This is a genomic window from Sphingomonas sp. SKA58 (genome assembly GCF_000153545.1).
GTDB classification, from domain to species: Bacteria; Pseudomonadota; Alphaproteobacteria; order Sphingomonadales; family Sphingomonadaceae; genus Sphingobium; species Sphingobium soli.
In genome coordinates this window covers 135,878-154,101 of the sequence record NZ_CH959308.1, presented here as the reverse complement: position 1 = coordinate 154,101, position 18,224 = coordinate 135,878, and the positions used below count along the sequence as shown (strand labels likewise).

Here is an 18,224-nt window from a genome sequence, read left to right as displayed (position 1 = left end):
AATCGTGGCGAAATGAAACCCTTTCCGTAACGGAAATTGCCGCTGCCCTGGGTGATATTAAGTGATTCGGGCCTTCCCCATAGGTGCGACTCGCAGCGATGCTCCGGCTGCGATCAGGAGCGTCAAGGCCGCGAACGCCATTGTCCAGATCGGTGCGCCGGGGAAGAACGCCTTCATGATCGAGCCCATGACCGTAGCGACCAGCAATTGCGGCAATACGACGAAGATATTGAACAGGCCCATGTAAATGCCGATCTTGGCCGGCGGCAGGCTGGACGCCAGCATGGCATAGGGCATGGCGAGGATGGAGGCCCAGGCGACGCCGATGCCCACTTCGCTCAGCAACAGCCAATGGGGATCGCGTACAACCAGAAAGCTCGTAAATCCGGCCGCCCCGACGGTCAGGCACAGCGCGTGGGTCTTCGCTTGGCCGATCCGCCGCGCGACCCCCGGCAGCAGCGTCAGCGCCGCCACAGCCGCCACGCCGTTATAGACGGAAAACAAGACACCCACCCAGTTACCGCCCGCCTGATAGGCCGCGCTCGCCGGATCGGCCGACCCGAACATATATTGCGCAACGACCGGGGTGGTATGGATCCACATGATGAACAGCGCGGACCAGCTGAAAAACTGGATGACCGCCAGCCGTCGCATGATCGGCGGCATCGCCGCGACATCGCCCACGATATGCGCCAGCATCGTGTCGGCGTGACCGGCACGCGCCAACGCAATCGCGCCCATGCTTGCAAGGCCATAGCCCGCCAATAGCGCGGCGAGAAGATAGACTTCCTTTTCCATGTTCCAGGCATTGACCAACCCCGCAACCAAAAGGCCCGCAGCAATCCAGCCCCAGCATGGCGTCATCCGGCGACCGGCAAGGTCGGGCCCGACCAGCGCGTCGCTTCCGCCGTCAAAGCCGCGCAATTGTTCGGGCGCATATTCGCGCGTCGTCAGCACGGTCCAGAGCACCGCGCCAAAGAGCGCCGCGCCCCCCGCCCAGAAACTGTAGCGCACCGTATCGGGCACGGCGCCCGCCGCCGCGACATTGGAAACGCCCAGATGATCGAGCGCATAGGGGAACAGCGACCCCACCACCGCGCCCGCGCCGATAAACGCGGTCTGCACCGCATAGCCCGCCACATGCTGATCCTTGCCTAGCATGTCGCCGACAAAGGCGCGGAACGGCTCCATCGAGATATTGAGGCTGGCATCCAGCATCCACAGCAGCAGCGCCGCCATCAACAGACTTTGGCTTTGCGGCATCGCCAGCAGCGCGACCGCAGCCAGGATTGCGCCGGCCAGAAAATAGGGCCGCCGCCGCCCCAGTCGCCCGAGCCATGTGCGGTCCGACAAATGCCCAATCACCGGCTGCACCAGCAGGCCGGTCAAAGGCGCGGCGACCCAAAGCGCGGACAGATCGTCGATGCTGGAGCCCAGCGACTGGAAGACGCGGCTCATATTGGCATTTTGCAGCGCAAAGCCGATCTGGATGCCGAAAAATCCGAAGCTGATATTCCACAGCCCGGCAAAGCCCTGACGCGGCTTGTCCATGCCTTCCCCTTCCCGTCCCGCCGCGGCCGGCCTTGCGCCGCCTGCGCCTGCCCCTAGCGCTGACATGGGCGCGCAGGCTAGGCAAGGGCGCATACGAATACATGCGACCCTCGCCTTGTCGCTTCCTTGCTCCCGAAATCGGCTGACAGTCACCTTGTATTTTGTATGAGTAATAAGCTATTGCCTTGGAAATGGCGCGGTCAGGCGCCGGCAACAGGAGACAAGCCGTGCCCAAGACCCCATCCTGTACTGGCCCTTCGCGGCGCGATCTGTTGGGCAGCGCGGGCGCGGCGACCGTCATGGCCGGCGCCGCGACGATGCTTTCTCCAGCGCCGACTTTCGCGCAGGCCGCGCCTTCCGCCCCGGTACGACCGGCTCCCCTCAAACCGTTCGACATGGCCGACGTCACCCTGGACGATGGACCGTTCCTGCATGCCCAACGCATGACGGAGACCTATCTGCTGCGGCTTCAGCCCGACCGCATGCTGCATAATTTTCGGATCAACGCCGGCTTGAAGCCCAAGGCGCCGGTCTATGGCGGATGGGAATCGGAACCGACCTGGGCAGAGATCAACTGCCATGGGCATACGCTGGGCCATTATCTGTCCGCCTGCGCACTGGCCTACCGATCGACGCGGGACCGCCGCTTCAAACAGCGCCTGGACTATATCGCGAGCGAACTGGCCGCGTGCCAGAAAGCCGCGCATTCGGGCCTTATCTGCGCCTTTCCCGATGGACCTGCCCTGGTCGCAGCGCATATCAACGGCGAACCGATTACCGGCGTGCCCTGGTACACGCTGCACAAAATCTATGCGGGATTGCGCGACGCGGCGCTCCTTGCCGACAGCAGGGAGGCTCGCGAAGTCCTCTTGCGCCTCGCCGACTGGGGTGTCGTTGCGACACGCCCGCTGAGCGACGCGCAGTTCGAAGCGATGCTGGCGACCGAACATGGCGGCATGAACGAAATCTACGCTGACTTGTACGCCATGACCGGGAAAGAGGAGTATCGCACGCTCGCCCGGCGCTTTTCGCACAAGGCGGTGATGGAACCGCTGGTTGCGGGCAAGGACTTGCTGGATGGCATGCACGCCAATACGCAAGTGCCCAAAATCGTAGGATTTCAGCGCGTCTATGAAGAAACCGGCGACGATCGCTATGCGAAGGCGGCGGATTTCTTCTTTCGCACGGTCGCGCACACCCGGTCCTTCGCCACGGGGGGGCATGGCGACAATGAACATTTCTTCGCCATGGCTGACTTTGAAAGCCATGTCTTTTCGGCCAAAGGTTCGGAAACCTGCTGCCAGCATAATATGCTGAAACTGGCGCGACTGCTGTTCATGCAGGATCCGCAGGCCGACTATGCCGATTATTACGAGCGCACCCTTTATAATGGCATTCTCGCCTCGCAGGACCCTGACAGCGGCATGGCCACGTATTTCCAAGGCGCGCGGCCGGGATATATGAAACTCTACCACACGCCAGAGGACAGTTTCTGGTGCTGCACCGGTACGGGTATGGAAAACCACGTCAAATATCGCGATTCCATTTATTTCCATGATGACCGGTCGCTTTATGTCAGCCTGTTCCTGCCCTCCGCCGTCCAGTGGGCGGACAAAGGCGCGCGACTGGAACAGGCAACATCTTTCCCCGACACGCCGTCGACCAGCTTGAAATGGACATTGCGCACGCCGGTCGAGATCGCGCTGCACCTGCGCCACCCACGCTGGAGCCCTACGGCAACGGTCCGCGTCAACGGTCGGGAGGTGCTGCGATCAACCGCGCCGGGGCGTTTTTTGGAAGTCACGCGGCTGTGGCGGGATGGCGACCGGGTCGAACTGACCCTCGACATGATGCCGGGCGTGGAAAGCGCGCCGGCCGCGCCAAATATCGTCGCATTCACCTATGGCCCGCTGGTTCTGGCCGGCGCGCTGGGCCGGCAGGGGCTCGACCCGGGCGCCGACATCATCGTCAACGAACGCAAATATGGTGACTATAATGACGAAGCCGTAGCGGTCCCCGTCCTTGCTGGCGATCCCAAGCGCCTGGCCGAGCAGGTGAAGCCTGGCGACGGTCCGCTGGAATTCACGATCCCGGCGGAGGATGGCGCGCCGGTGCGCCTGATCCCCTATCACCGCATCGCGCATGAACGCTATGCAACCTATTGGCGGGTTAAGCCTGTCACGACCTGACCAGTACCTCCAGATCCACCGGAAAGGACAATCTTCCTAATCTCCATCAGTATCGCAACATTTGTCGGAAACATCGGTCATCGCGGGTGGTTCGTGGTCGCAGGGTCATGACGACCAACAGGAGACCGATTTCCATGGCGACGCACACAGGCAGCAATGCATCCCCTACTGGCAAAAAGGGGAAGGATGCCGCGCCCGATCTGTCGGACAGCTTCCAGAAAGAACAGGGTCAGGGCGGCGAAACGCATCAGACCGCGCAGGATGGCGGCGCAGTTTTGACAACATCGCAAGGCGTGCCGGTTGCTGACGACCAGAACAGCCTGAAACAGGGTGCGCGCGGCCCGACGCTGCTGGAGGACTTTCATTTCCGCGAAAAAATCTTCCACTTCGACCATGAGCGGATTCCCGAGCGCGTCGTCCACGCCCGCGGCTATGGCGCGCATGGCTATTTCGAACTGACCGAAAGCCTGTCCGACATTACGCGCGCTGACATTTTCCAGCGCGTCGGCGAAAAGACCGAGGCCTTTGTGCGCTTCTCCACCGTCGCGGGGTCCAAGGGGTCGCCCGACGTCGCGCGCGACGTCCGCGGTTTTGCCGTAAAGCTCTACACCAAGGAAGGCAATTGGGACATTGTCGGCAATAATATCCCGGTCTTCTTTATCCAGGACGCGATTAAATTCCCCGACCTGATCCACGCCGCCAAGCCCGCGCCCGATCGCGGCTTTCCGCAGGCGCAGACCGCCCATGACAATTTCTGGGACTTCATCAGCCTCAGCCCGGAAAGCATGCATATGGTCATGTGGATCATGTCGGACCGGACGATCCCGCGCTCTTTCCGCATGATGGAGGGCTTTGGCGTCCACACCTTCCGTCTGGTCGATGCCGACGGCCAATCCTCCTATGTCAAATTCCACTGGAAGCCCAAGCTCGGTCTCCAATCGGTGGTCTGGAACGAGGCGGTCAAACTGAACGGCGCCGACCCCGATTTCCACCGCCGCGACCTGTGGGACGCCATCGACGCCGGCGATTTCCCCGAGTGGGAGCTGGGGGTCCAGATCTTCGACCAGGATTTTGCCGACACTTTCGACTTTGACGTGCTCGACGCGACCAAGATCATTCCAGAGGAACTGGTGCCGGTGCGGATCGTCGGCCGCCTGGTCCTCGACCGGCAGGTGGACAATTTCTTCGCCACGACCGAACAGGTTGCCTTCTGCACGCAGAATATCGTCCCCGGCATCGACTTCACCAACGACCCGCTGCTCCAGGGCCGCAATTTCTCCTATCTCGACACCCAGTTGAAACGCTTGGGTTCGCCCAATTTCACGCATTTGCCGGTCAATGCGCCCCGCTGTCCCTTCGCGCACTTTCAGCAGGACGGGCATATGGCCATGCATAATCCCGCCGGCCGCGCCAATTATGAGCCCAATAGCTGGGGGCCCACGCAGGGCGGCCCGCGTGAAGACCCGGCGCGCGGCTTTACCAGCATTGCAGCATCGCCTGATGGCGACAAGCTGCGCATCCGCCCAGAAAGCTTCGCTGACCATTACAGCCAGGCGCGGCAATTCTACGTCAGCCAGACCCCGATCGAGCAAAAGCATATCGGCGACGCGCTGGTTTTTGAATTGTCCAAGGTGGAGCGGCCCGACATCCGCTCGCGCATGCTGTCGCATCTCATGCATATCGACGATGGCCTTGCCGACACGGTCGCCAGCGGGCTTGGCCTGCCCCTGCCCGAAAAGGCCAAGGCTGCGGTCTCGCCCAAGACCGATCTGCCGCCATCCGACGCGCTCAGCATCGTCAAGAACGGCCCCGACAATTTCGCCGGCCGCAAATTGGGTCTGCTGGTGAGCGATGGCGCCGATGCCGCACTGGTGAAGGCGCTGATGGATGCAGTGAAGGCGGCGGACGCCCTGTGCGAAGTGATCGCGCCCAAGATTGGCGGCGCGACGCTGAGCGATGGGGCGCTGCTCCCCGCGCAGCAGAAGATCGATGGCGGGCCGTCGGTCCTTTATGACGCGGTCGCGGTGATCGTATCGGACGAAGGCGCAGCCCTGCTGTCGAAGGACGCGCCATCCAAGGATTTCGTCGCCGACGCCTTTGCCCATTGCAAGTTTATGGGCCTGTCGCCCGAGGCCAAGCCGCTGCTGGTGAAGGCTGGGATAGCGGAGGATCTGGACGATGGCTGCATGGGCCTCAAATCCGCCGATGATGCCAAGGCTTTTGTCGCTGCGCTTGGGCCGCTGCGCTTCTGGGACCGCGAAAGCAAGGTCGATCTTGACGCGATGACCGACTGAGCCATTGCGGCAGGCGAAGAACAGGGCGGACCCAAATCTGCCCTGTACCTGCCTATTGCAGTAATAACACACTCCCCTTTGCATCTTGCGCAATGCTTGACCAAGTGAACGTTATCAAATAGGTGAACGTTCACAACAACGCACCAGATGCCGAGTCGCGGCACGGGGGAGGGGATATATGCGCATTTCCAAAGCACATCGTGTGTCGGCATTTGTCTGCGGCGCGTCAGCCGTTGCGATGGCTGTCGGCAGTCAGTCGGCCTTCGCCCAGGACGCGGCGATCGACGACCAGCCCGCCGAAATCGTCGTGACCGGCATCCGCGCCAGCCTGTCCGCCGCGCGCGATATCAAACGCGACGCGCAGGGCGTGGTGGACGCGATTTCGGCCGAAGATATCGGCAAATTTCCGGACACCAACCTGGCGGAATCGCTCCAGCGCATTACCGGCGTATCGATCGACCGCTCCAATGGCGAAGGGTCGACCGTTACCGTTCGCGGCTTCGGCCCAGAATTCAACCTGGTGCTGCTGAACGGCCGCCAGATGCCGACATCCAGCCTGGGCGACGGCGCCAGCGCGCCGGCGAGCCGCTCCTTCGACTTCGCCAATCTGGCGTCGGAAGGCGTCGCAGGCGTCGAAGTCTACAAATCCGGCCGCGCGACGCTTCCCACCGGCGGCATCGGCTCGACCATCAATATCAAGACCCCCCGCCCGCTCGATCGTCCCGGTCTTCGCGGCAGCTTCGCGGTCAAGGGCGTCTATGACAGCTCGCGCAACAACAGCGACCCGATCACGCCCGAATTGTCCGGCATCATTTCCGATACCTTCGCCGATGGCCTGTTCGGCATCGCCGTCACCGGATCGTGGCAAAAGCGCAAGGCAAGCGTGAACCAAGCCAATGTCGGATGGCGCGACGGCTATCTGGGGTCTGAAAATAACTGGGGTTCGCTGCCGATGGAGGGCGACCCGCGTTTCGCCAATATCGAAAATCGTCCCGGCCCCAACGACGTCTATCAGGTCCAGCAGAACGCCAGCTATGACCTCAACGACATCAGCCGCGAACGCCTGAACGGGCAAGTCGTGCTCCAGGTCCGCCCGGCGGAAAATCTGACGGCGACGATCGACTATACCTATTCGCGCAACACTGTTCAGGTGCGCAATTCGAACGTAGGCATCTGGTTCAACTTCAACGATGTGTCGAGCAGCTGGACCGACGGCCCGGTCGCCGGACCCAATTTCTACACCGAGCGGTTCGGCGTCAATGAGGGCAAGGACCTGTCCTATTCGGGATCGCTGACTGAAAATCGGTCTGAAAACAAGTCACTGGGCGGCAATATCGCCTGGGACGGTCCCGGCGGCCTGCGGCTGGAACTGGATGCGCATCACTCGACCGCGGTGTCCGGCGCCAACAATCCCTACGGCACCAGCACGTCGGTCGGCACCGCCATTTTCGGCGTCGCCAGCCAGACGGTCGACTATACCAACGACCTGCCGGTCATTTCCGTCACCATGCATGACGGCATTGACCCACTGGACGCGGGCAATATCCAGGCGACCGGCAACGCCTTCCGCAACGCCTATTTCAAGGATCGCATCAACGAAGCGCAGCTGCGCGGCAGCTATGATTTCGACAATTCGATTCTCGACAGCCTCGATTTCGGCGTGACCTATATCGAGAACAAGGTGCGTTCGGCCTATGGCTATATCCAGAACGATACCTGGGCCGGTTCCACCACCAAGGAACAGATGCCCGACGACTTGTTCACGCTGACGAGCATCCCCGACAAGTTCAAGGGCGTGTCGGGCGCCAGCGACCCGGCGATGATCCAGCAATTCTACACGTTCAACTTCGAAAAAATGGTGTCGTTCCTCGATGATCTGAACGGCATCTGCGGCGGCGACGGCAATTGCCTCTCCTCCTTCACCGTCGACCGCCGCATCCGCGAACGCACCGTCGCCCCCTATATCCAGGGTAATTTCGAATTCGACGTCGCCAATCGCCCGGCGCATTTCCGCGCCGGCCTGCGCTATGAAAAGACCAAGATCAAATCATCGGCGCTGGTGCCGGTGCCGACGGCGACCGAATGGGTGTCGATCAACGAATTTAACCTGGTCTTTGGCGGCGGCAGCGATTTCACCACCTTCCGGGGCGATTATGACAACTGGCTGCCCGCCTTTGACGTCGACTTCGAACCGATCGACAATGTGAAGCTGCGCGCCAGCTACAGCCACACCATCACCCGGCCCGACTATGCCTCGATGCAGGGCGGTCAGACGCTCGACCAGCTGTTCCGCATCGGCGGCGGCACCGGCGCGCGCGGCAATCCGGGCCTGCTGCCCTACAAGTCCAAGAATATCGACCTGTCGGCCGAATGGTATTATGCCCCGGCCAGCTATCTGTCGGTCGGCTTCTTCGACAAGCGGGTCAGCAACTTCATCTCCAGCACGCGAGTTGATACCGACGCCTTCGGCCTCACCAACCCGGCCGATGGTCCGCGCTACCAGGCGGCGGTCGCTGCGCTTGGCGCTGGCGCCAGCACGACGGCGATCCGCAACTATATCTTCGCCAACTATCCCTCGTCGGTGGAAATTCAGAGCTTCGATCCTGTGACCGGCAATTATACCGGCAAGATCCTGGGCCTGCCGGAAGACAATCCGGTCAATTTCCAGGTCACGACCCCGATCAACTCGGATCAGACCGCGCATCTCTATGGCTTTGAATTCGCGATCCAGCATAATTTCTGGGATACCGGCTTTGGTACCATCCTCAACTATACCATCGTCCGGGGTGACGCGACCTACGACAACAGCCAGCCGTCCAGCGTTGCGCAATTTGCGCTCACCGGCCTGTCGGACAGCGCCAACGCGGTTCTCTTCTATGACAAGAACGGCATTCAGGCCCGTGTCGCCTATAACTGGCGTGACGAATTCCTGTCTGGCACCGGCCCCAATCCCTTTTATGTCGAAGCCTATGGCCAGGTCGACGCCAGCGCGAGCTGGGAGTTCAAGAAGGGCTACACCGCCTTTGTCGAGGCGATCAACCTCACCGGGTCCAGCCGTCGCGGCCATCTGCGCAGCGACCAGAATGTCTTCTTCGCCTCACCGGGCTATGCCCGTTATGGCGCGGGCATTCGCGTCAATTTCTGACCCGGCTTGATCACCGTCCTGCGGGGTGGGACAAGGCCGCGCCGGGCATTGCATCCGGCGCGGCCTTGCCATCGGGGCGGGGCCAAGCATTGGAGCGTCCCGCCTGTCATGAGCCAGCACCAGCTTCTCGACTCCCTCAACCATCGCGATCTGCGCGTGCGCACCGACAGCGCGGCGGAGCTGGGCGACGGCGTCATGGCGTGCCTGCTGATGCCCGCCGAATTTCGCCAGGCGCAGGCGCATTTCCCCATCCTCTTCCGCCGGGATCAGGCCAGCGGCGCGTTCAGCGCAGTCGCGCTGTTCGGATTTGAAAATGGCGAAAATCTTTTCCTTGAGGAAGGCCACTGGGACGCGGGCTACAAGCCTCTGGCCCAGGCGGTGCAACCTTTCCTGATCGGGCGGAGCGCCGATGGCCAAGCGGGCGGTCAGGTCCATATCGACATGGCCAGCCCGCGCATCCTGCACGACGGGGAGGATGGCGAGGCGCTCTTCGACGCCGCCGGCAAACCCAGCCCCTATCTCGACCTCATCGCCCAACGCCTGGGCGATCTCGACGCGGCCTATCGCGCCAGCGCAGACTTTTTTGCCGCGCTCGTGCGGCATGACCTGCTCGAACCCTTCACTATCGACGTGCCGCTGATCGACGGATCGAACAATAGCCTTGTTGGCTTTCACATCGTCAATGAAGATCGACTGCAGGCGCTCGACGCTGATGCACTCGCCGACCTGCACGGCGCGGGGCATCTGATGCCGCTGTTCATGGCCGTCGCGTCCGTCGCGCAGTTCAGCGAACTGGTCGTGCGCAAGAACCACCGGATCGCCCATGGCTGAACCCGCCCCCGCCGCCCTGCCCCCGGTGCGGGAGCTGAAGGTGACGGAAGCGGCGGCGCTTGATGCGCTGCTCGCCAGCGAAGAAACGCCCTTCGTCGTGCGCGGGCTGGTCGCCGACTGGCCGCTCGTGAAGGCGGCGCGGCAGGGTGATCGGGCGGTGCGCGCCTATCTGGCGGACAAGGCCCGTCCGATCGACTTCACCGTCTCGATGGCTGGCCCCGACATTGGCGGCCGGCTATTCTATGACGATGCGATGGGCGTCAATTTCCGCATGGGCAAGGGGCGCCTGCCCGACATTTTCGCTGGTTTCGACAAGGCGGAAAATCTGCCGGCCGATCAGGTGCCGACCGTCTATTTGGGCTCGGTCGACGTCCATCAGTTTTTCGACGGCGTCGCGCAGGATAACGGGCTCGATTTGGGCGCACGCACGCCCCTCCTGTCGCTATGGATCGGCAATGCGACGCGGATCGCGGCGCATAATGATTTTCCCGGCAATCTGGCGTGCGTAGTGGCGGGGCGGCGGCGCTTTACCCTGTTCCCGCCCGATCAGTTCGCCAATCTCTATCTTGGTCCCATTGACATCACCCCGGCCGGGCGGCCCATTTCGATGGTGGATTTCGCCGCGCCCGACTTCACCCTTCATCCGGGATTTCGCGACGCGATCGCCCATGCGCAGGTCGCCGAGTTGGAGCCCGGCGACGCGCTCTTCATCCCATCTCTCTGGTATCATCATGTCGAAGGGCTGGCGCGCTTCAACATATTGATGAACTATTGGTGGCGCGACAGCCCACGCTATCTGGGCCAGCCCAACAACGCGCTGCACCATGCGATCATGACGATCCGCGATTTGCCCGACCATGAACGCGCCGTGTGGCGGGCCATGTTCGACCATTATGTCTTTTCCGGCGGCGCGGACGCGCGCGACCATGTTCCCGCGCAGGGTCAAGGCGTGCTCGCCCCGCTCGATGCGCAATCTGCCGCCCGCATGCACCAGTTTCTGCTGAGGAGCCTGTCGCAATGACACAGCCGTCCCTCCCCCGCCGCATCGTCGTTGCCGGTGGTGGCACCGCCGGCTGGATGACCGCCGCCGCGCTCGCCCGCACGCTGGGTCCGGTGGCGCAGGTGACGCTCATTGAAAGCGAACAGATCGGCACGATCGGCGTAGGCGAAAGCACCATCCCACCCCTCGTCGCCTATAACCGCATCCTGGGCATCGACGAAGCCGATTTCATGCGCGCGACCCAGGCGACCTTCAAGCTGGGCATCCAGTTCGAAAACTGGCGCGTGCCGGGCGAAAGCTATTTCCACAGCTTCGGCGGCACCGGCAAGGATCACTGGTCGGCGGGCTTTCAGCATTTCTGGATGCACGGCGCGGCGCAGGGCCATGACGCGCCCTATGATGAGTATTGCCTGGAATTGAAGGCGGCGATGGCGGGGCGCTTTGCTCACCTGCCCGACGACCGAATGAATTATGCCTATCATCTCGATTCCGGCCTCTATGCCAAGTTCCTGCGCGCCATGGCCGAAGGCGACGGCGCGACCCGGATCGAAGGGCGCATCGTCGCGGTCGACCTTGATGGCGCAAGCGGCGATATCGCGGCGCTGCGGCTGGACGGCGACCGGCGGATCGAAGGCGACCTGTTCATCGACTGCACCGGATTTCGCGCGCTGCTGATCGAAGGGGCGCTCCATGCCGGCTATGACGACTGGACCCACTGGCTGCCCTGCGACGGCGCGGTCGCAGTCCAGACCGCCAGCGTGCGCGCGCCCGTGCCCTATACCCGCGCGATCGCGCATGACGCGGGCTGGCAATGGCGCATCCCGCTCCAGCACCGGCAAGGCAACGGCATCGTCTATTGCAGCGCCTTCATGGAGCCGCAGGCCGCGCAGGATCAGCTGCTCGCAACGGTCGAGGGCGACCGGTTGGTGCAGCCCAACCCCATCCGCTTCCGCACGGGCGCGCGGCGGCGGCAATGGCATCGCAACTGCGTCGCGGTGGGCCTTTCAGGCGGTTTCATGGAACCGCTCGAATCCACCTCCATCCACCTTATCCAGCGCGCAGTGCTGCGCATTCTGCGCATGCTGCCCGCCGGCGCCATCAGCCCGCGCGACATTGCCGAATTCAATGATCAGCAGATGGCGGACATGGAACAGATACGCGACTTCCTGATCCTGCATTACAAGGCGACCGACCGCCGCGACACGCCCTTCTGGCGGCATTGCGCGTCCATGTCCGTGCCCGACAGCCTGACGCACAAGATGGAGCTGTTCCGCGAAACCGGCCGCGTCTTCCGCAAGAATGAAGAATTGTTCGCCGAAAACAGCTGGGTGCAGGTCATGATGGGACAGGGGATCACGCCGCAAAGCTATCATCCCGTCGCCGCAAAGCTGCGCCCGCAGGAACTGAAGCATCTGCTTACCGCGCTGCGCGATCAGGTATCCCGGACCGTCTCCGCCCTCCCCGACCATGGCGCCTATGTCGCGCGCTATTGCGGTGCTCAGGATGTGGCGGCGGCATGATGATGCGCGCGCTCCTCCTCGCCGCCACGCTGATGGCCAGTTCCGCCGCCGCGGCCCAGGCACCCAGGGAGGGCGCCGGCTGGTCGCTCGTCTGGTCGGACGAATTTGACGGCGCGTCACTTGACGCCGCCAAATGGAACCTTGCCGACAATTGCTGGGGCGGCGGCAATGCGGAACGGCAATGCTACACCCCCGCCCCCGCCAATCATCGCGTCGCAGATGGCCTGCTGTCGATCATCGCCCGGCGCGAAACGCATAGCGGCCCCGCCTTTCCGCCCGACCAGCGCACCACGCCGGAAAAACGGCAGGCGACCAACACAAAGCCGTTCACCTCTGCGCGCCTGTCCACCGATGGCAAGGCCGGCTGGCTCTATGGCAAGGTGCAGGTGCGCGCAAAATTGCCGCAGGGTCAGGGGACATGGCCCGCCATCTGGATGCTGCCGGAAGGCTGGGACTATGGCGCCTGGGCGGCCTCGGGCGAAATCGACATCATGGAGGCGGTCAATCTTGGCACGCCCTGCCCCTCCTGTTCCGGCGGGACCGAAAACCGCGTACTCGGCACCATTCATTTCGGCGGGCAGCCGCCGCGCAACCGCTATATCGGCGATGAAACCGCCATGCCGGGCGCGCTCGATGGCTTCCATGTCTATGAGGTCGAATGGGACGCCGATGGCATGACTTGGCGCATCGATGGCGTCGATTATGCCCGGCGCGCGCCGCATGAGTGGCACAGTCTTGGTTCCGACGCCCCCGGCGCGCCCTTTGACCGGCCTTTCCACCTGATCCTCAATCTTGCCATTGGCGGTCACTTGCCCGAAGGACGCAATGACGGGGGCGTCGACAGCGGCGGCTTCCCCAAGATGATGCAGGTCGATTGGGTGCGCGTGTGGCAAAAGGACGCGCGCGCCAAGGCGCCGAGCGGGGGGCGATAAGGCATTTATGGCGCGGCGGCGGCTGGCGGTCACGATCAAGCATGTTGCTGCCGATGCCCAGGTGTCGTTGCAGACGGTCAGCCGCGTCATCAACAATGAACCCAATGTCCGCCCCGAAATGCGCGAACGGGTGCAGGCGTCGATCGACCGGCTGGGCTATGTTCCCTCGATCGCCGCCCAGCGGATGAGCGGATCGCGATCCTATCTGATCCTGGCGCTCAACGACCGGGAACGCACCATTGCCGACTGGCGCGCACGACAAGGCACCGACTGGGTCGATCAGATGCTGCTGGGCGGGATGCTGGAATGCGCGGAGCATGGCTATCGCCTGATCTTCGAACTCGTTGACACGCATGAGGATCATCTGGAACGCGAACTGGGCGCCGCGCTCGCCGCGCTTCAGCCCGACGGCGCGATCCTGACGCCGCCCCATAGCGACAATCAGGAAATATTGCGCATCCTCACCCGCCACCATGTCCCCTATGCCCGCATCGGCGCACTGGGGGATGAAGACGGCCATTGCCCTCCAGGCGTGCGGGTATCGATGGATGACGAAGGCGCCGCGCGGCTAGCGACGGGGCACCTGCTGGCGCTTGGCCATCGCCGCATCGGCTTTATCGCCGGGCCGGCGGAATATCGGCTGGCGGGCTGGCGCGTCGATGGCTGGCGCGCGGAAATGACGGCGGCGGACCTCTCCTGCGACGGGCTGCTGGAAGCGGGGGATTTCAGCTATGCCTCGGGGGCGCGGGCGGCGCGCGCGTTGTTGGAACGCGAAGCACCGCCCACCGCCATCATCGCCAGCAATGACCAGATGGCGCTCGCCACCATCGAAGCGGCGCGCGACGCCGGGCTGGACATCCCCCGCGACCTGTCCGTGGTCAGTTTCGACAATACCCCGCTCGTCCGCTTCACCACGCCACCGCTCACTGCCGTGGATCAACCGATTTCAGAAACCACCGCCACGGCGGTCCGCCTGCTCATCCAGGCCCAGCGTGATGGCGCGCCCCCCCCGCCGCCGGTCCTGCTGCCCATGTCCCTCGTCGAGCGCGGATCGACCGCCGCACCGCGTGACTGATCGCGTGCCGCTCGTCAGCGGCCGGGGCTTTCTGCCGCTTTACGCTTTGGCTTGGGCGGGCGCGGCGATCGCCTACACGCCTTTCCTCACCATCCTGCTGCCCGTCCGCATTGAATTGATCGCCGGCCCCGCCAGCGTCCACTGGCTCGCCGTCACGACATTCATCGGCGCGATCGCCGCCAGCATCGCCAACATCCTGTTCGGATGGGCCAGCGACCGCAGCGGCACGCGGCGTCCTTGGGTGCTGGCCGGACTGCTTCTGTCGGGCGGGCTGCTGATGCTGGTGCCGCACGCCACCACCTTGCCTGTCCTCACCGCGCTCATCATTGGATGGCAGGTGGCGCTCAACATGATGCTGGGTCCGCTCGCCGCCTGGGCTGGCGATGTCGTGCCTGACCGGCATAAGGGATTGCTAGGCGGGCTGCTTGCCTTCGCGCCGGCGTGCGGCGCGCTGACCGGCGCGCTGGTGACGATCCCCGGCTTTGCCGATCCGTCCGCGCGGCTGACATGGGTCACCGCCATCACCGCCGCCTGCATCGCGCCGATCATCCTCTTTGGCGCAGGCCGCGCGCCGGGACATGAAACGCAAAGCCCGGCCCAAGCCGCAGCCCCCATTCCGATGTTGCGCGCGATGGCCACCCGCATGTGGTTCGCGCGGCTGCTCATCCAGATTTCCGAAGCCGCGCTCTTTGCCTATCTCTATGTCTGGCTGCGCGGCATTGACGCCGGGTTCGGCGACGCCGGCGTCGCCCGGTTGCTCGCGATCGTCCTGCTGCTCGCCGCGCCGGCGGCTCTTGCGGCTGGCTACGCCGCCGACGCCAGGCGCCGTCCGACGTCACCCTTGCAAATCTCCGCGGTGGTGGGCGCGGTCGGGCTGGCGCTGATGGCGCTCGCCACGACAGGCGGGGCGGCCGCAACGGGCTTCCTGGTCTTTGGCGTATCGACCAATATCTTCCTTGCCCTGCACAGCGCGCAAACCCTGCGCGTCCTGCCCGATGCGCGCTATCGCGGGCGGGACCTTGGCCTCTTCAATCTCACCAACACGGTGCCTTCTCTCATCATGCCTTCGCTGACGTTGGGGCTGGTGCCGCTGCTGGGTTTCCCGGCGCTCTTTGCCGTCATGGCGCTGCTGGCGCTGGGCGCGGCCTGGCTGTTGCGCGGTGTGTCTATCGGCGCGTCTGATCGGCAGGCTTGATTTTCCTGCGTTGAGGTGACAGGACTTAATATTGAGAACGTTCACAAGATAAAGTCAGGAAGGATGTCCATGCGCCTTGCCGCTCTGTTCCTCACCAGCGCCCTTGCGCTCACCGGCGCGGCATCCGCGCAGCAGGCGCCCGCCGTAGCTGCGGCGGCCCGTGCCAATCCGGCCGCTTGGCCTCAGGCGCACAGCCCCGCCGCCATCACCGACCCCGCCACGGAAAAGGCGATCGACGCGCTGCTTGCGCGCATGACCATCGAACAGAAGGTCGGCCAGGTGGTGCAGGGTGACATCAGTTCGGTCACACCAGCCGACCTCGCCCGCTATCCGCTCGGCTCTATCCTCGCCGGCGGCAATAGCGGGCCCTATGGCGATGAACGCGCTGACGCCGCCACCTGGGCCAGGATGGTGAACGACTATCGCGCCGCCTCAATGAAGGCAGGCGCGGGCGTCCCCATCCTCTTTGGCGTGGACGCCGTGCACGGCCATAGCAATGTGCCGGGTGCGACCATCTTTCCGCACAATATCGGCCTTGGCGCGACCCACGACCCCGATCTCATCCACCGCATCGGACAGGCGACCGCCGCCGAAATCGCCGGGTCGGGGATCGAATGGACCTTCGCGCCCACGCTCGCCGTGCCGCAGGATCTGCGCTGGGGTCGCAGCTATGAAGGCTATGCCGCCGATCCAGCACTGGTGAAGTCCTATGCCACTGCCATGGTGGACGGGCTTCAGGGCAAGCTGGTGTCAGGCAAACCGCTTGGGTCCCTGCGCGTCGCTGCCACCGCCAAGCATTTTCTGGCCGATGGCGGGACGAAGAATGGCAAGGATCAGGGCGACGCCCAGATTTCCGAAACCGAACTGATCCGCACCCATGCGCAGGGCTATCCCGCCGCGATCGACGCGGGCGCGCTCACCGTCATGGCCAGTTTCTCCAGTTGGAACGGCGTCAAGAACCATGGCAATGCCACCCTGCTGACCGATGTGCTGAAAGGGCGCATGGGGTTTGAAGGGCTGATCGTGGGCGACTGGAACGGCCATGGCCAGATTCCCGGCTGCACCGTCACCGATTGCGCCGCCGCGCTCAACGCTGGGCTGGACCTCTATATGGCGCCCGACAGCTGGAAGGGTCTGTTCGACAGCCTGGTGCGCGACGTGCGCGCGGGCAAGGTTTCGCAGGCGCGGCTCGACGACGCCGTCCGGCGCAACCTGCGCGTCAAGTACAAGCTCGGCCTGATGGGCAAGACGCAGGTCGAACGCGGCGACCCGGCGCAGCTGGGCGCGCCCGATCACCTCGCCATCGCGCGCGAAGCCGTGGCAAAATCGCTGGTGCTGCTCAAGAATGAAGGGTCGGTCCTGCCGATCAAGCCTGGCGCGAAGGTTCTGGTGGCAGGCGCTGGCGCGGACAATATGGCGATGCAGGCGGGCGGCTGGACCATCACTTGGCAGGGGACCGACACGACCGCCGCCGACTTCCCGCGCGGCCAGACGATCGGGCGGGCGATTGCGGACGCAGTGAAGGCGGCTGGCGGCAGCGCGCAAATCAACGCAGCCGGCGACGCGCAGGGCACGCCTGACGTCGCCATCATCGTCTTTGGCGAACATCCCTATGCCGAATTCCAGGGCGACGCCGAAAATCTGCTGTTCAAAAATGGCGACAAGGAATTGGCGTTGCTTAAAGCCATGAAGGCGCGCGGCATCCCGACCGTGGCCGTCTTCCTGTCAGGCCGCCCGCTGTTCATGGGGCCGCAGATCAACGCCGCCGACGCCTTCGTCGCCGCCTGGCTGCCCGGCACGCAGGGGCAGGGCGTCGCCGACGTGCTGGTCGCGGGCAAGGATGGCAAGAGCGCGCGCGACTTCACCGGCCGCCTGCCCTTCGCCTGGCCTGCGGACGCGCGCTCACCCGTCGCCGCGCCGCTTTTCCCGATGGGTTATGGCCTCGACTATGCCCACCCCCATGCGCAAGGTCCGGTCAACGAAGACCCGAAGGTCAAGCAAGGCCCCGCCGCCAGCGACAGCCTGTTCCTGCGCACCGGCAAGGTGGTCGATCCCTGGCGGCTCGGCATCGACAGCAGCGTGTCGGCCCGCGCCGTGGACATCTCCGCGCAGGAGGATGCGCGCCAGTTCGTCTGGACAGGTCCCGGCGCCATCGCGATCGACGGCCCACCGGTCGACATGACCCGGCAGCTGAACGGCGCCTTTGCCCTGCGCATCGACTGGCGCGTCGACGCGGCCAAGGGCGTGCCGGTCACGCTGAGCCTGGGCGGCGCGCGCCTCGACATCAGCGACAAGGTGGCGGCGCTGCCGGTTGGCCAGCCATCCAGCCTGATCGTCCCCCTGCGCTGCTTCGCGGACGCCGGCGCGACCTTCGACGCGGTCGGCACGCCGCTGCGTCTGTCGGCGAACGCAGGCCTGTCGGTCAGCATCCGCTCGATCCTGACCGAAGGCGTCGGCGAAACCCCCACTTGCCCGCCGGTCGCCAAATAGGC

At 64.1% G+C, this 18,224-nt stretch carries 11 protein-coding genes; 10 read left to right on the top strand and 1 reads right to left on the bottom strand.

Annotation, left to right across the window (positions count from 1 at the left end):
* Window positions 1-57: 57 nt before the first annotated feature.
* Window positions 58-1,551 (bottom strand): MFS transporter, encoded by a 1,494-nt coding sequence (locus SKA58_RS16045; protein ID WP_037543934.1) that lies wholly within the window; start codon window positions 1,549-1,551, stop codon window positions 58-60.
* Between the two features lie 191 nt (window positions 1,552-1,742).
* On the opposite strand from SKA58_RS16045, the gene SKA58_RS16040 reads away from it, so the two are divergent.
* The 10 genes from SKA58_RS16040 to SKA58_RS15995 all read left to right on the top strand — a co-directional run bounded on the left by SKA58_RS16040 (window position 1,743) and on the right by SKA58_RS15995 (window position 18,222).
* Window positions 1,743-3,740 carry a glycoside hydrolase family 127 protein gene (locus tag SKA58_RS16040; protein WP_009823518.1) on the top strand — a complete coding sequence of 666 codons (1,998 nt, stop codon included), beginning with the start codon at window positions 1,743-1,745 and terminating at the stop codon, window positions 3,738-3,740.
* A gap of 134 nt (window positions 3,741-3,874) precedes the next feature.
* Window positions 3,875-6,034 (top strand): catalase, encoded by a 2,160-nt coding sequence (locus SKA58_RS16035; protein WP_009823517.1) that lies wholly within the window; start codon window positions 3,875-3,877, stop codon window positions 6,032-6,034.
* 178 nt (window positions 6,035-6,212) lie between these two features.
* Window positions 6,213-9,179 carry a TonB-dependent receptor gene (locus SKA58_RS16030; protein WP_037543810.1) on the top strand — a complete coding sequence of 989 codons (2,967 nt, stop codon included), beginning with the start codon at window positions 6,213-6,215 and terminating at the stop codon, window positions 9,177-9,179.
* 108 nt (window positions 9,180-9,287) lie between these two features.
* Entirely contained in the window at window positions 9,288-10,010 is a 723-nt protein-coding gene (locus tag SKA58_RS16025) for a SapC family protein (RefSeq protein ID WP_009823515.1), read from the top strand.
* Window positions 10,003-11,031 carry a cupin-like domain-containing protein gene (locus SKA58_RS16020; protein ID WP_009823514.1) on the top strand — a complete coding sequence of 343 codons (1,029 nt, stop codon included), beginning with the start codon at window positions 10,003-10,005 and terminating at the stop codon, window positions 11,029-11,031. Before SKA58_RS16025 ends, SKA58_RS16020 begins: the two co-directional genes overlap by 8 nt.
* Window positions 11,028-12,530: a tryptophan halogenase family protein gene (locus SKA58_RS16015; RefSeq protein WP_009823513.1), complete on the top strand. Its 1,503-nt coding sequence runs from the start codon at window positions 11,028-11,030 to the stop codon at window positions 12,528-12,530. Before SKA58_RS16020 ends, SKA58_RS16015 begins: the two co-directional genes overlap by 4 nt.
* Complete coding sequence (locus SKA58_RS16010; RefSeq protein WP_009823512.1) at window positions 12,527-13,462, top strand: glycoside hydrolase family 16 protein; 936 nt, start codon at window positions 12,527-12,529, stop codon at window positions 13,460-13,462. Before SKA58_RS16015 ends, SKA58_RS16010 begins: the two co-directional genes overlap by 4 nt.
* 7 nt (window positions 13,463-13,469) lie before the next feature.
* Entirely contained in the window at window positions 13,470-14,537 is a 1,068-nt protein-coding gene (locus tag SKA58_RS16005; RefSeq protein ID WP_009823511.1) for a LacI family DNA-binding transcriptional regulator, read from the top strand.
* The gene (locus SKA58_RS16000) at window positions 14,530-15,732 is read left to right on the top strand and encodes an MFS transporter (protein ID WP_009823510.1); all 1,203 of its coding nucleotides are present in this window, start codon (window positions 14,530-14,532) and stop codon (window positions 15,730-15,732) included. Before SKA58_RS16005 ends, SKA58_RS16000 begins: the two co-directional genes overlap by 8 nt.
* Window positions 15,733-15,801: 69 nt before the next feature.
* On the top strand, window positions 15,802-18,222 hold the full coding sequence (locus tag SKA58_RS15995; RefSeq protein WP_156784246.1) for a glycoside hydrolase family 3 protein: 2,421 nt from the start codon (window positions 15,802-15,804) through the stop codon (window positions 18,220-18,222).
* The last annotated feature ends 2 nt before the right edge of the window (window positions 18,223-18,224 follow it).

Excerpts from the sequence above, each read along its gene's own strand:
- SKA58_RS16030 (WP_037543810.1), top strand. The coding sequence starts at position 6,213 with ATGCGCATTTCCAAAGCACATCGTGTGTCGGCATTTGTCTGCGGCGCG.
- SKA58_RS16045 (WP_037543934.1), bottom strand. The coding sequence starts at position 1,551 with ATGGACAAGCCGCGTCAGGGCTTTGCCGGGCTGTGGAATATCAGCTTC.
- SKA58_RS16005 (WP_009823511.1), top strand. The coding sequence starts at position 13,470 with ATGGCGCGGCGGCGGCTGGCGGTCACGATCAAGCATGTTGCTGCCGAT.
- SKA58_RS16010 (WP_009823512.1), top strand. The coding sequence starts at position 12,527 with ATGATGATGCGCGCGCTCCTCCTCGCCGCCACGCTGATGGCCAGTTCC.
- SKA58_RS15995 (WP_156784246.1), top strand. The coding sequence starts at position 15,802 with ATGCGCCTTGCCGCTCTGTTCCTCACCAGCGCCCTTGCGCTCACCGGC.
- SKA58_RS16020 (WP_009823514.1), top strand. The coding sequence starts at position 10,003 with ATGGCTGAACCCGCCCCCGCCGCCCTGCCCCCGGTGCGGGAGCTGAAG.
- SKA58_RS16035 (WP_009823517.1), top strand. The coding sequence starts at position 3,875 with ATGGCGACGCACACAGGCAGCAATGCATCCCCTACTGGCAAAAAGGGG.
- SKA58_RS16025 (WP_009823515.1), top strand. The coding sequence starts at position 9,288 with ATGAGCCAGCACCAGCTTCTCGACTCCCTCAACCATCGCGATCTGCGC.
- SKA58_RS16040 (WP_009823518.1), top strand. The coding sequence starts at position 1,743 with ATGGCGCGGTCAGGCGCCGGCAACAGGAGACAAGCCGTGCCCAAGACC.
- SKA58_RS16015 (WP_009823513.1), top strand. The coding sequence starts at position 11,028 with ATGACACAGCCGTCCCTCCCCCGCCGCATCGTCGTTGCCGGTGGTGGC.